Consider the following 14,497-nt stretch of genomic DNA (forward strand, 5'->3'; position numbering starts at 1 on the left):
GCGCATTTTGGGAAAAGGACTCATCGGACGACGGGCCGGTGGCGCACCCGAATCTGTTGCGCCATGCAGTCCGTCCGCGCTGGACCTTCCACGTGAACGGGGAGTCCGTCATGGTGGATGCGGGCAAAGCGCTCGTCGCCAATGACGTTTTCGCACTTCGAGATGCGGCGCTTCGCGGCACCGGGCTCGTGTACTTGGCGCGCTACATGGTGCAACCGCAAATCGAACGCGGTGAGATGGTGGAGGTTCTCTCCGACTACGACACGGACGACGTCGTCCTCGATGCCATCTATGTACGGTCACGCCACAATGCCTCGAAGATCCAGTCGTTCCTCGATTTTCTCGCCGAGCAACTTCCGAAGCGGCTCGGCCTGATGAACCGCGGCTAGCCGCGAGGCTGCGCGGCGATCCGTGCGGCCAGCTCGCGCTTGTTGACCTTGCCCAGGGCCGTCTTTGGGAAGTCCTCCAGGACGACGCTGCGATCGAGAAGCTTGAAGGCGGCGACGCCGATGGATCGCAAGTGCGTATTCAGCTCAGCGAGCGTTGGGGCGGCATCGCGCGCGATGACGCATGCACATGTGCGCTCGCCCATGGCGTCGTCGGGAATGCCAACCAGGGCGACGTCGCGGATCTTCGGATGCGAGAGGAGGTAATTCTCGATTTCCTCGACGGGCACTTTGTCGCCGCCGCGGTTGATGACGTCTTTGCTGCGCCCCTCCACGACCAAGTGCCCGCCGGGCAATCGGCGCACCATGTCGCCACTTCGGTAAAAGCCGTCGGAGGTGAATGCCTGTCGATTGTGCGCCTCGGCGCGGTAATAGCCGCGAATGGTGTAGGGCCCTCGGACCTGCAGCTCGCCGAGCTCTCCGTCGGCCACCGCTTGGTCATGGGCGTCGACGATGCGCACTTCGTCGTGCGCCGCCACGGGGCGTCCTTGGGTATCGAATACGATGGAATCGGGCTCGTCGCGGCCGGTGAAGTTGAGCAAGCCTTCGGCCATTCCGTAGACTTGTTGCAGGGTACAGCCCAAGGTTCCGCGCACGCGGGCGGCGGTTTCGGCTTTGAGACGAGCCCCTCCCGCTTGCAAGAGCTCGAGGCTGCCCAGGTTCTCCGTGGCCCACTCCACCGCCTCCAACCAGAGCAAGACCAAGGGCGGAATCAGCGCCGTCGCCGTGACACGCTCCCGTTCAATCAGGGCAAACGCCGTGTCGGGGCTGGGGTCGCGGCAGAGTACGACCGTGCCGCCCGCGTACAAGCAGCCGAGCGCGCCGGGACAGCCCAATGCGAAATTGTGCTCGATGGGTAGACTGACCAGATAACGCGTATCGGCGTGAAAGCCAGCGGCTTCCGCGCTGAGGCGGATGTTGCAGAGGTAATCATCGTGGGTGCGCGGAATCAGCTTGGGCGCCCCCGTCGTTCCACCCGACAAGAGCAACAAGGCCACATCGCCCGGATCGGGCTCCGTTTCCTGCGCGTCCGGGGCGTGCGCGTCGAGGTCGGCGAGCGACGTGAATTCCTGCGCGTCGCCTGCGACCAACACATGGCGCACGCTGGGACAGCGCTCGCGGACGGTGCGGGCCAACGTGCGGTAATCGAAGCCAAAATGGATATCCGCCACGACGTACGCCACGGCCTCGGAGAGATCCGTCAAATGGACAATCTCCGTCACACGGTGCGCGGGCAAGGCGAGCACCGGAATCGCCCCTATCCGAAATAACCCGAAGCACAGGGAGAGAAACTCCGCCGTGTTGGGCAATTGCACCAGCACGCGCTGCCCGTGCGCGATGCCCAGCTGGCGCAAACCGGCGGCCCATCGCGCGGAGCGTTGCTCCAGCTCGCGGTACGTCCACGCGCGATCGCCATCGACGACCGCGCACCGCTCCGGGGTTCGTTCGGCGCGAGCGCGCAGCATGGCGCCGAGTGTCTCGCCACGCCAGTAGCCGAGTTCGCGGTACGTCGCCGCGAACTCCGCAGGCCAATTTACGAAGCCTTCGAGCATGATTCATCTCCCCATGAAAGAAAGGTCGCTCCGTGCAGGAGCGTGGGATCGAGCTCCGTCAGAAGGCCTTCGAGGGCCACATCACGGATTCGCGTGCGCTCACCGGGTTCCAACGAGAATGTGGGGTCGTCGCCGACGAGCCTCCGCACGGCCGCGAAATCGCGCTCCTGCACGGCCATTCGCACTTGGCGGAGCGCGACGGCGCCGTTGGGATGGTGCACCTCGGGCGGGCATTGCGGCGTATCGTACGGGGTGACCAGAAAGGGCAGATGTTCGTTCCGCGGATAGGCGAATTGGAAGCGGACATGCGCACCATCGGGCTTGGTGCGCTTCCAGCGGACCACGCGACCGACGGGGATGCCCGCTTTGGCCAGGGCACGTCGTTCGCCCGTGAGATCGTCCGAATCGACGGCGACCGCCACGTCGCAGAACCCCTCGTTTCGTGTCCAGCGCACCATGCGGTGACCGGCACCGCGGCCGAAGGCCAGCTCGAGAGGCCATTTGAACCATTTGGCGGTGGCGGGCGCGGTGAGAAGTTCGATGGCCGGCCCGCGGCGAAACCAGATGTGCGCGTGCTGGGCCTTGGCCTCCGCGGTGGCATAATCCACGCGAAAACCGAGTTGGCGGTAGTCGCGCACCGCCTGGTGAATGTCGCGAACCCAGAGCAAAACGTGGCTACAGGACGTGGTCATGGAGGTCCTCCAACGGGAACGGCTGCGGCGTGCCGGGCCGGATCAATTCCGGCATGCCGATGCGCGCCGTGAGATCGCGCCACGCGGAGGACACGGCGAGTGCCCATTGCCCCGCCCGCGCACGCCGCGCCGGGTCCGCGATGTCGTCGCACAAATCGCGCAACGCGGCCACGACGGCCTCGGGCCACGTCCGCGCGAAGACGTCGTGGTAACTGCCTGCCTCCGCTCCGCCGATGATCGACGTGCTCGGTACGGCGAGACGCTCCGTGCCAGGGCCGCCCATCTGCAGCCGGCCGGTGGCATCGCGTGGAGCGTGCAAACGTGGATTCCAGAGGACCAGGCCGTGGGTGTCGGCGAGGGTCAGCACCCCGGCCTCGAAACCGATTTCGAGGCGATGCATGAAGTGCGAGTGGTTGTCCGGATCCTCCGGGTGCACTTGGTTTTGCACGCGCAGGGTCACCGGTGCACCGCCCAGGGTGGCGTGGAGGATGCGGAACGGGGAGCCGCACGCGTCGGGGGCGCACCCGCCGAATGACCACGGACGCAGACCGCCGACGGCGCGGCCGATCACGTCGAGCAGCGGATAGGCAACTTGGCTGTTGCACGCCGCATCGACGAATGCGACCCGTTGGTGCGGACGCAGGCGGGCGGCCGCGGCGAGAAACCGACGGATCGGGCGCACATTCGGGTAAAGCGTATTCACGGCGTAGGCCGCCCCACCGCGCTTCGCCGCTTGAAGGCACGCGGTGATCTCGCGGACGTGCACCGGGTGCTCGTGGAGCACGTGGATGCCGCGCGCGAGCAGCGCCTGGGCCAACTCGGCACCGTCGCCGCCCGTCGCCGCCGAGCGAACGACCACGCAGCCGATGTCCACGTCGCCGGGCACCTGCTCGACGCTCGTGTAGAGCGGCACGCCGTGCTGCCGAGCCACATCGCGCGAGTAATCGCTTCCGCGGGCCAGCACCCCGGCGAGCTCGAACGATTCGGGCGCCGAAGCCACTGCGGCAAGGTAAATGCGGCCAAAGGCCGTGCCCGCGACGAGGACGCGACGTTTCACCAGCTCACCAGCATGGCGTGCGGGCCGCGGAAAAAGGTCGCCGCCTTCCAGCGGACGTCCTCGTGCAGCCGGAGGTTCGGCAGGCGAACGACCAGGGCGGCGAGCGCCTCTTGCAGCTCGACCCGCGCCAGGGCGGCCCCGATGCAGTGGTGCATTCCGTGTCCAAATGCCATATGGGCATGCGCATCCCGGCACACGTTCAACTCGTCCGGGGCGGCGAATTTCTCCGCGTCGCGATTGGCCGCGCCCACCGATGCGAACACCGGCTCCCCCATGCGCACGACCGCGCCGCCGACGCATACGTCTTCGGTCGCGTAATGGCAAAACATGGCCGCCGAGGCCAGTGGGATGTAGCGAAGCAATTCTTCCACGGCATCGCCCACGCAGTCGGGGTTCGCCTGAAGGCGCGCGAGCTGCTCGGGGTGCTTCAACAACGTAAAGATGAAATTGGGAATTTGCGAAGACGTCGCCTCGTAGCCGGCAACCAAAATGGCAATGCACAGGAGCACGAGCTCACGCTCGTTCAGGCGGTCGTCGACGTCGTGGGCCTCGAGCAGCGCCGTCATGAGGTCGTCGCGCGGCTCGCGGCGGCGCAGTGCGACGAGCTCGAGGATGTAGCGCGACAGCTCGCCCATGTTCTGCATGACGTGTTCGGCACTCCGCGTGTTCGTCGAGAGCAGGGAGTCGTTCCATTCCTTGAAGCGCGCCTGATCGGCCACGGGGACGCCGAGGAGCTCGCAGATCACCGACATGGGAATGGGAAGCGCGTAGTCCTCGACCAGGTCGGCCGGGGGGCCTTTGGCCACCATCTCGTCGATGAGGCGGTGCGCGAGGGCGCGCACGTGCGGACGCAGGGCCTCGACCCGGCGGGGCGTGAAGGCTTGCACGGCGAGATTCCGGAGGCGCGTGAGGGCCGGCGGATCCATGGTGACGATGCCTTCCGCAATGCGGGGCATGATTCTCGGGGCCTGTTCGCGGGTCAGGGCGATCGAGCGACTGAATCGGCGGTCCGAGAGCACGAGGCGCACGTCCTCGTAGCGGGTGGCCAGCCACGCAGGCTCGCCGAGGGGAAGCTGCACCTTGACCAGGCCCGGCGTCTCCTGCGCGTCACGGTAGGCGGGTGCGAGGTCGATGCCCTCGAAGTCGTTGAACGGATACGGTCGGGGGGAGTCCGTCATGGGTCGAATCCTTTTGGTCGAGTCATTGCTTGGGGCGCGCCACGAAGACGCGATGGCCGAGTCGGTGCAGCGGGTGGCCCTCTTCGGGAAGACCGAGCACGCGGCGCAATCCTGCGCGGTCCAGCACGGCGTTCCACTGCGGGAGCGAGAGAAACGTGGTGTCGGTCGACGCCCGTCCGTCGCTCGTTTCTCCGAGCATGAAGGCTTGGGACGCGAGCACCCAAAACTCTTCACGGGTGGGTTCCGTCAGGACCAGCCAGCCGTCGGTTCGCAGCAATTGGGTCAATCCGCGAATGGAGGCGTCCGTGTCACGGGCCGCGTTGAGGACACCGCCGCCGATCACCACGTCGAATTCGTGGGGAGCGAAACCCTGGGCGCGGGGCGGCAGGTCGATGTCGTAGCGGCCGAATCGAACGAAGGGGTACGCGCGCAGCCGCTCCGCGGCCTCGTTCAAGAAGAACGCGGAGACGTCCGTGTAGAGGTACTCCACGTCGCGGCCCGCGAGCGCGGGCAGCAGGAGCTCCGATGTCGCGCCGGTGCCCGCGCCAACCTCGAGAATGCGCAGCGGCCGTGGAGCATGGGCTGCCACCCGGCCGACCAGCGCGCGCACGGCGTGATGCTGGTAGCGGGCGGCGATGCTCTCGCGGTACAGCGCACGCGCAAGGTCGGTTCGGCCTTCGGGAAACAAGAGGTGCACGGCCTTTCGGGTTCCGCGTAGGAGCTCGGGAAGCTGCTCCGCGTTGCGGCGTGCATAGGCGATCGTTCCACTCGACCCCATGGTGAGGGTCCACTCGGTCTCCAGTTCGGTCCAGGCATGGTCCAATGCATCACCGGTGTACGCCGCCGGTGGAACCGTGGAGCGGAAGGCGTCATCGCTGCGCAGCAGGAGCCCCTGCTCCGTGAGAACGCGAAGCCAGCGGCGGATCAGAGGGCGGTGGGCATCGGCCACGTTCGCGGTGCGAACGACGTCGTCCTCGGTGTGCAGGGCCTCCGGGGTGGAAAACAGGCCGCTGCGGGAGAGGCCATGAAGCATCGAGCGCAGCGCCGTGTGGCTCAAGGCTTCGAGGGCGCGGATGGCCTCCGTGAAATCGAGCCCGGCAACGTCCTGCTCCAACAGCGCCTTGGCTTCCGCGAGCGCGGCAGCCTCCCCTTGGGGGACGATGGGCGCGGCGGGCTCGCCGTCTACCACGAAAGCGGAGACTTCGGCCCCGAGAAGGCGTTGGGCCGCGGCGACTTCGGCGGCATCGAGCATTGCACCGGCGGTGCCCTCGTAGAAGATGCACCGCAACGTGGACAAATCGGAGAGGGCGAGGGCTTCACAGGCCAGCACCTCGCGAAGCAACGCCACGGGAAGCACGGCGCAATCGGGCCGGGTGCGCTCGAGAAAGGCCAGGGCCCTGGCCGGGCGAAGGGGTAAAGGTTCGCGCCGAACCTCCAAACCGCAGCCCTCGGCGGCACGGACCGCGATACCGCCAAAGCCGTCGGGCGACGAGAGAATGGCCATGCGAACGGCAGGCGGATCGAGGGTCCGGCACCACGCGGCGAGCAAGGCCGAGAAGTCGATGATCATAGGGCGACCGCGAAGAAGAGGCGCTGGCCAGCGACAGCCAGCGGCGAGTTCGGAGGGGGAAGTTCGAATTGGGGCGCGAAGCCGGCCGCGAGCAATTCCGCGCGCCAACCGTCCGTGTCGACGAAGGGCGAGCCGGTGCCTGCGCGCCGATCTTCAGCGCCCAGGGGCGGTGCCCCCGGGGGCGGTGACAGCAAGAACATGATGGCGCTGAGCATGGCGGCGTTCTCGTGCGTCGAATCGGTGAAGACGAGCCACCCGCCGGCCGACAACGCACGGCGCATGCACCTCAAGGTGCGACCGATGTGCGCAGCGTTGTGAAGGACATTGCGCGCGATCAGCACGTCCACGGATTCGGGCGCCACGCCCTGCACGGCGAAATCGCTGTCGAGATCGAGGTTGCCGCGCCCCACCTCGAGCACGCGGGGCGCATCGCGTCGTTGCGCAAGCTGGTCGCACGCCGCATCGAGGTAGGCCGTGAAGACGTTGCTCTGGTACGCGGAGAGGGCGCTCGCCGCGTTCGACCCGAGCAGGCGGGGGAGCGTGGTCTGGTCCGAGAGGAGTTGCGGCAGTGCGCGCAGCGCTGCGAGGTGCAGATCGGCCATCGCGGGTGGAAAGGCCAATGCGGCGTAGGCGTCGCGCAGAGTCGCCGGGTCGGCGAGCTCGGGTCCGGACGATGGCCGGCCCGCGCGGTTCAAGGCGAGCAGCCAACGGCGAACGAGCCAAACGTGGCGCGGCGCCACATCGAGCGCCGCGAGGATCTCGGGCTCGTCGCGTTCGAGAAGAAGCGCCGACAGGGCGCGCAGGCTGATGGCCTCGAGCCGCCCCAACGCCACGGGAAGCGATTCCCATGCGCGCCCTCCCAGGAAGCGCAGCGCGGCGTCGTGGATCGCCGCCGGATCGGGGAACTCCGGCCGCGCCGCTTCGGGCGCCTGGACGATGGCCTGGTGAATTTGCGCCAGCACGAGCTGGTGCTGCATCTCCGCGGCGTCGGCCCGAGGCTCGGCGGCGGGATCGACGGCCTCGCCGGGCGCGGGGGAGAACGTCAGCGCGCCGGCATCGTGATCGAGGGTGAGCTCGAGGGGCGCAGGCTCCTCGTGCACACGGAGGACGATGGGCACACCGGCGAGGCGCCCCGAGATCCCATGCGCGCCCCGCGTGAAGCGCCATGGGCGAACGCCGCCGAACGCGCGGCCTAGGAGGGCCAACACCGCGTGGAGATCGTCCCTCGTACACGCGGCATTCGCCCCTCGAATCGGCGCCTGCAGCCCCTTCACGGCGGCGATGAACCGCCGTGCCGACGGCGTGCGCTCGAGCACCGTCGCCACGCGCAACGACGCGCCCGTGCGACGCGCGATGCGCATGCACGCGAGGAGCTCGTCATACGCGAGCGGCGTCTCGACCAGCACGGAGATCCCTCGTTCGAGCTGCTCGCCGATGCTCACAGGCTTCCCTCCTCGTGTTCGGTCCGCGCATCCAGAGCGCCGTCGAACAGCTCGAAAGCCCCCAGCGCACCGCTCCCACGCAGCCGTGCCACCGTCGTGGCCGGGGGAAGCACGTCCGCCGCGAAGTGGCACCCCGGGGGCACCGTGCCCTCGTCGACCGCGCGCACACCGAGCGCCGCCATGGTTCCCGTGAGCACCGCATTGCCGTGCCCGCGCACCATCAGCGTGCGCGTGGCGGGCGCACCTCCGCGCCGCCCTTCGAGCTGCACGAGCAGCACGACGTAGGGCTCACGCCCGGCCAGATCGAGCAAGCTTGCCCGGCGCAGCGCCGCGATGGCCTCTGCCCGGCCGAGGGTCCGTGCGCGGTCGAAGGCCCTTCGAATCTGCTCCCCCACCAGCACGGTGTGCCAATCGCCGCGCTCGAGTCGGAGCGCGCGCGCCAGCCGCTCCCCCTCCGCATCGAGGAATGGCAACAAGGTCGCCGCACCGGGAAAAAAGGGAACGCGCACACCTTGCACGCGCGTGGATGCCCGCGAACGACGGTGCCCATTTCGCCACGCGGCGAGGGGCTCGCTCACCCCCTCCTCGGCGCCCTGGAGGTAGTCGTCGGCGGCCACCGCGGTGAACTGGTCGAGCACCGCGAAGTAGCTCACCAGGCGATGAACCTCGTCGAAGGCGTGCTGCGCCTGCCAGCGCGGCAAGAGGCCCGTCAACCCGGGCTGAAGTCCACATGAAAGCACCACCGTGCGCCCGGCGCGCGCGAAGGCCTCCGCATCGAGCGTGCGGTGCAACGCATCGTCGCCCGCGACATCGATGTAGTCGGCGCCGGTGCGCAAGGCTTCCAGGGCCACCGCATCCCCGATCGCGTGCGAAGGCCCCGCGCAGTTGACCACGATGCGGGCCCCGTCGACGAACGCGCGCAGCGAAGCCCGATCGCGATAGTCCACCGCACAGCACGCGAGATCCGCCGCAGGCAGCTGCGCGGCGAAGTCTCGTGCGGCGGCCACGTCGCGGCCTCCGAGACGCAAGGCCCCTCGCCCGAGCCCCAGCAATTGCCGCGTGGCCTGGCGCCCCACATCGCCGTAAGCACCGAGCACGGCGATGATCATTGCGGCGCTCCGCGCAACGACCCAGCGAGGTGCTCGGCGACGTGCTCCACCAACGGCGGCTCGATCACACTGAAATGGTTGCCCGGCACATCGATGACCCGGAACTGCCCCAGGCACGTCTGCTCCCAGAAGGGCGCCGCCAAGTGCCCGACCCCGGCGGTGATGCCGAAGGACTGCTGCTCCATGCAGCGCAGGTAGTTCATGTCGCCCACGTACGGCGGCGGATCGAAGCGTGCGGCGCGCATGCTGTGCCGGCACACGCGAAACAGCGAGGGCACCAGCTCCGGCCCGATGGGTACACCCGCTTGCGACGCGGCGGCGTGCGCATACGCCGCCAGGCGCTCTTCCTGCGGCCGTGCCGATTGCCGGCGCACGGCCGCGGCCACGGCTTCGAGCCCCGCATCGCCGGAGAGCTTTGCCATCGCCCCCGCGGGCACGTTGCGATCGTAGTCGACCATGAGCTTCTCGATGGCGCGGTAAACGTCGGCCGCCTCCACCTCCGGCCCAAAGACGGCGGCCACCGGATCGAGTTGCAAGTTGGGAACGAAGATCGCCTCGAACGCCAACTCTTCGTCCGTCTCGATGAACATGGGAATGCTGTCGACGAGGGTCAGATCCCGCACGGACAAGCCGCGCTCGAGCAGACGGCGCGCCACCTCGATGGCCAGCAGCCCGCCGAGGCAATAGCCAATGAGCTGGAACTCTTCGAAGCCCTCGTCCACGAGGCGCTGCGCGTAGTCATCGGCCAAGCGATCGATCAGCTCGCGCGGTGCGGTCTCGAGGTATTGCTCGGCATCGGCCACGGCCACACCGACGACGGGCCCGAGGTTTTGCGCCGCCAATGCGTGGCCCAGGTGCTGGAAGTAATCCATCGTGCCCAACGCGGCGTGAAACATCACGCGCACCGGTCTCGCCCCTCCTCCGCCCCCCTCCCCTCCTCCAAAGGAGACGAGCAACGAGTTGCTGCCCTCGCGGTGGCGAGGGATTCCGTGCTCCGCGTCGCACGGCGTCGTCTTCTTGGCCTCCTCGCCGCGGCGAAGCATCCGCCCCAGGGCCTGCACCGTGGGCTCGTTGAGCATCTGCCGCAGCAGCGTGTCGTACGCCAGCGATGCGGCCTCGGGGATCTCTTCGCGAAGGCGCCCCGCGACGCGGGCGAGGATCAGCGAGTCGGCTCCCCGCTGGTAGAAATTGTCGTCGCGACCGAGTTTCGCAATCCCGAGCGCATGGGCCCAGAGGGCGCACAGGCGCCCATCGAGCTCGTCCACCTCCGCGTCGTGCGGACCATCGGCGGGGGAGCCTTCGAGCGATGCAGGACGTAGCCCTGCAAGCTTCTTCCGGTCGACCTTGCCGTTTGCCGTCAGCGGCAGCGCGTCGACGATCTGCAGGTGCGAAGGAATCATGTGCGCCGGGATGCGCTCGGCCAGGAACGGCCCGAGCTCGTCGAGGCGAATCGACTGCCGATCGCTTTTGAATTGCGCTGCGAACGCGTGCATTCCGTAGGCCGCGAACGGGTGCTCCTCCGCGGGCAGGCAAAAAGCCAGCTCGCCACCGTTTCGCTCGATCAACGCGCGCCAAGCGCTCGTCGAGCGAAACTTGCTCGTCCCGTGCTCACGGTCCCCGTCCTCGGGGTCCATCATGAAGCCTTGCGTGAGCAAAATGTGCGCGTGATCGGCCGTTGGCTCCGTGAAGACCAACCACCCGCCCGGGGCGAGCAACGCGATGGCCGACGCCACGGCCGCCTCGACGTTGCGCGTGCTGTTGAGCATCCCCGCACACAGCACGACGTCGGCAGAATTCGGCGCGTAGCCTTGCGCGCGGTAATCTTGATCGAGATCGAACAGCCCCGTCCGCAGATAGGGATATTCGCCAAACCGACGGCCGGCATCGGCGAGGAAGAACGCGGTTTGGTCCGTAAAGACGTAATCCACGTCATAACCTTCGAGCAGCGGCAGCACCACGCCACTGGTGGCCCCGGTGCCTGCGCCCACCTCGAGCACCCGCAGCTTGCTGCCGCCGGGGGTCGACGCCGCGATGCGGTTGATGAGCGCCGCAACGGCGTGGTTGTTGTACCGCGCGATGGCGTCGTCGCGGTACAGCGCGAGGGCTATCTCCTGGCGCCCTTCGGGGAACAGCAGCTCGAAGGGGCTCTGCCGATCCTCGAGCAGCGCGTGCAGGCGTTCGACGTGTGCCAGGTGGTACTGCACGAACGCCGGTGTGCATAGCCCCGTCTCGGAGGCAAACTCGTGTACACGTTGCCATGCCCCCCGCACCGTGTCCGCATCGACGGCCCTTTGGTGCCGGTAGCGGCCACTGGAGGCGTCGAACGAGAGCCACCCGGATTCGGTCAGCATGCCGAGCCAGCGGCGGACGAGCCAATGATGGCGCTCGGCCACGCGTACGGCCGAGAACATCTCCTCCACCGTGTGATCGTGCGGCAAGACCGCGAGCATCGACGCGAGGGACGCATCGCGGAGCGCCGACAGATAAGCGGGCACATGCATGGGCTCGAGATCGGGCCGGTCGGCGAAGCGCACGGCCGCCGAACGCAGACGCGCGTGCCGTGCGGAAAGCTCGTCCCGATCGACGGAGCTCCGACGCGCCTCCACGAACGCGCTCAGGCTGCGGCCTTCGTGCTCGCTCTCCACGACGCACGCGGCCGCGGCACCGACGGCGGGGTGCGCGAGCAAAGCCGCCTCGATCTCGCCGAGCTCGATGCGGTGTCCGCGAAGCTTGATCTGGCTATCCTCGCGACCGAGAAACTCGACGATGCCCCCGGGGAGGTAGCGCGCCATATCGCCCGTCCGATAAAGACGCTGACCGTCGACCGGGTGCGCGAAGAAGCGCTCGGACGTGAGCTGCGGATCCCCGAGGTACCCCGATGCGAGGCCGAGCCCGGCGATGTACAGATCGCCCGCGGCCCACACCGGTGCATCGCGAAGGGCACCGTCCAGCACGCGGAAGGCCTGGTTGGTCAGCGGCACGCCGTACGGGATGCTTCGCCACGTCGGGTCGACCTTCTCGATGCAGTGGTAGTTCGACCAGATGGAGGCCTCGGTCGCGCCGCCCAAACCGATCATGCGCAAGTGTGGAATGAACCGGCGAATCTGCTCCGGCAACGAAACGGGAATCCAATCGCCGGACAGCAGAGCAAGCCGCAGCGATGCAACGTTCACGGGCTCCGTGGGCAAGTAGCTCGCGAGCATCTGCATCTGCGCGGGAACGGAGTTCCACACGGTGACGCCATGCTGCGCGACGAGCGCGGCCCAATGCGAAGGATCGGCCAAGCGCTCGGGATCGGGCAACACCAACGCCGCCCCCGCGGCCAAGGTCGCGAAGACGTCGTACACCGACAGATCGAACCCCAGTTGCGCGAGGCCGAGAACGCGATCGGCGGCGGTCATCGGGAAACGGCGCTGGATGTCCTCGAGCGTGTTGAGCGCCGCGCGATGGGAAATCATCACGCCCTTGGGATCGCCCGTGGAGCCCGAGGTGTAGATCACGTAGGCCAGCGCATCGGGATCGGCCCACGCGACCTCGGGAAGGCTCTCGGCCGCCGGCAGGGCGGCCACCCAGGATTGGGTCAGGACGTGGACCACCCCGGCATTCGCGAGCAGCTTGTCGCGGCGAAGGCGCGGCTGCGTGGTGTCCACGGGAAGGTACACGGCGCCTGCGAGCAGCACGCCCAGCACGGCAATCACCTGCTCGACGCCTTTTTGCATGGCGATGGCCACGCATTCGCCGGGCACGCAACCGCCCTCACGCAGCGCCGCGGCCACCGCCCCGGCGCGCAGCATCAGCTCGCGGTACGTCAACGCCCCGCGTGGATCGATGACCGCCACCGCATCGGGGGACGTGCTCGCCCGCTCGACGGCGGCGCGATGAAGTTGCGAGTCCGGCACCGGGCCGCCGGTCCGATTCACGCGTGCGCGCTCGGCGCTCTGCCACGCGGGCAATGCAACGGGGTCGAGCGCTTCCCAGGCGTCCGCGTCCTCGGCCAGACGAAGGAGCAGGCCGTGCATCGCCTCGAGCATGTCCTCCACGAGACCGTCCGGGTAGACGCCCTGGCGCACGTCCCAATGGATCTGCAAGCCGTTCGCATCGTCCTGGACCTGGCAGTCCAAGGTGACCTGCGGCGTTTGCGTGATGCCGTACCCAAAGCGTGCAGCGCGTTTGCGGGCCAGGCCAATGGCGCTGGTGAAGACCACCGGAGAAATCGCCGCCTCCCGCCCGCGCTGCCGCGCCACTTCGCGGAGCACCTCCACGCCGGAGAACAGGCGATGGTCCATGTCCTCGAACAGCTGCTCGCCGAGTCGCGCCGCGTGCTCGCGAAAACGGCGACCGGCACTGGGCTCGACGGCCAAGAGGCTCACCGAGGTGAAGTCGCCCACCAGACGCTCGACGTCGGAGTGGAGCGGCAATCGATGCAGGATCGTGAGGTTCACCGAGAAACTCGGGCGCCTTGCCCATCGCTGCAGCACCGCCACGTACGCGGCGAGCACCGCGACCGACGGTGTGATGCCGTGCTCACCGGCCCGGCGGCGCAAATGCTCCCAATGCGGCATCTCGACCCTGCGGCGGTGCCGCTGGAAGCGCACCTCGCCGGAATTCGAGATCGAGACGAATGGCAATTCGGGTGCGGGAGGCAGGTGCGGCACACGCGCCAGCCAATGCTCGCGATCGCGCTGGTAGCGGGCCGTGTCACGCAGGCGGCGCTCCGCGAGAAGGTAATCGCGAAATTGAATCTGCAACGGCGGCAGATCGTCGCCGGCACCGTCGAGGATCTGATCCAGCTCGGCAAACAGGATTTCGGCGCTCGCCCAATCGGCGAGGAGCGCGTCCATGGAGAAGTGGACGATGTCCCCTTCCCGCGTTCGCGTTTGCCGCAGCTCGAACAGCGGCCACACCGCGGTCGCGTGCATGCGATGATCCATCGCCGCGCGGATCGCCGTGAGGGCGCGATCCGTTCGATCCGGCGAGGCCTCGCGCAGGTCTTCGACTTGGATGCGGTAGCGGGGCACCTCCGGCAGCACGTGCTGGTACCCGTCGGCCTCCACCACCGCGCGCAGCATGTCGTGCCGCGCGATCAATTGATTCCACGCCCCGGTGAGGCGCTCGGGCTCCACATGAGGATAGTGCAGCTCGAGGTACCCGTGACAGGCCACGCCGCCGAATCCGAAGGAGTCCTGCCGGCCAAGCAGATACGCGGTTTGCACGTCGGTCAGGGGAAACGGCTCGTGGCGTGCATGTAGATCGGCCGAGACGCGGGGCGGCTGCTCGGCGGCGAGCACGTCGAGGATCTCGGCCTTGTGCGCACGGAGCAGGGCGAGCCTGTCCTCGGTGAGCACGCCTTTGGGTGCGCGGAAGCGGAGTTGCCCGGCGTCGGTCCAGAGTTCGACGCCGAGGGTCTTCAATTCACGAACGATGGCAACAGGGGCCATGGCAGAAAGCTC

9 protein-coding genes are annotated in these 14,497 nt (G+C 68.0%); 1 reads left to right on the forward strand and 8 read right to left on the reverse strand.

What is annotated here, in order from left to right; translation table 11 throughout:
- Positions 1-38: 38 nt before the first annotated feature.
- A complete protein-coding gene (locus tag LVJ94_39345; protein ID WXB02951.1) occupies positions 39-389 on the forward strand; it encodes a LysR substrate-binding domain-containing protein in 351 nt (116 codons plus the stop codon).
- Here the strand turns inward: LVJ94_39345 and LVJ94_39350 are convergent.
- From LVJ94_39350 to LVJ94_39385, 8 genes are read right to left on the reverse strand one after another with little or no spacing between them, the layout of a single operon-like run.
- On the reverse strand, positions 386-1,999 hold the full coding sequence (locus tag LVJ94_39350) for an AMP-binding protein (protein ID WXB02952.1): 1,614 nt from the start codon (positions 1,997-1,999) through the stop codon (positions 386-388). The genes LVJ94_39345 and LVJ94_39350 overlap by 4 nt on opposite strands.
- On the reverse strand, positions 1,981-2,691 hold the full coding sequence (locus LVJ94_39355) for a VOC family protein (protein WXB02953.1): 711 nt from the start codon (positions 2,689-2,691) through the stop codon (positions 1,981-1,983). Before LVJ94_39355 ends, LVJ94_39350 begins: the two co-directional genes overlap by 19 nt.
- Positions 2,675-3,748: a Gfo/Idh/MocA family oxidoreductase gene (locus LVJ94_39360; protein WXB02954.1), complete on the reverse strand. Its 1,074-nt coding sequence runs from the start codon at positions 3,746-3,748 to the stop codon at positions 2,675-2,677. Before LVJ94_39360 ends, LVJ94_39355 begins: the two co-directional genes overlap by 17 nt.
- Positions 3,745-4,926: a cytochrome P450 gene (locus LVJ94_39365; GenBank protein WXB02955.1), complete on the reverse strand. Its 1,182-nt coding sequence runs from the start codon at positions 4,924-4,926 to the stop codon at positions 3,745-3,747. Before LVJ94_39365 ends, LVJ94_39360 begins: the two co-directional genes overlap by 4 nt.
- A gap of 22 nt (positions 4,927-4,948) precedes the next feature.
- Positions 4,949-6,496 (reverse strand): class I SAM-dependent methyltransferase, encoded by a 1,548-nt coding sequence (locus LVJ94_39370; GenBank protein ID WXB02956.1) that lies wholly within the window; start codon positions 6,494-6,496, stop codon positions 4,949-4,951.
- Complete coding sequence (locus LVJ94_39375; protein ID WXB02957.1) at positions 6,493-7,938, reverse strand: bifunctional Gfo/Idh/MocA family oxidoreductase/class I SAM-dependent methyltransferase; 1,446 nt, start codon at positions 7,936-7,938, stop codon at positions 6,493-6,495. The genes LVJ94_39370 and LVJ94_39375 overlap by 4 nt, the downstream gene beginning before the upstream one ends.
- On the reverse strand, positions 7,935-9,047 hold the full coding sequence (locus LVJ94_39380; protein WXB02958.1) for a saccharopine dehydrogenase NADP-binding domain-containing protein: 1,113 nt from the start codon (positions 9,045-9,047) through the stop codon (positions 7,935-7,937). Before LVJ94_39380 ends, LVJ94_39375 begins: the two co-directional genes overlap by 4 nt.
- On the reverse strand, positions 9,044-14,485 hold the full coding sequence (locus tag LVJ94_39385; GenBank protein WXB02959.1) for an amino acid adenylation domain-containing protein: 5,442 nt from the start codon (positions 14,483-14,485) through the stop codon (positions 9,044-9,046). The genes LVJ94_39380 and LVJ94_39385 overlap by 4 nt, the downstream gene beginning before the upstream one ends.
- Positions 14,486-14,497: the final 12 nt, after the last annotated feature.

This window comes from Sorangiineae bacterium MSr11367, from assembly GCA_037157805.1.
Lineage (GTDB): Bacteria > Myxococcota_A > Polyangia > Polyangiales > Polyangiaceae > Pendulispora > Pendulispora rubella.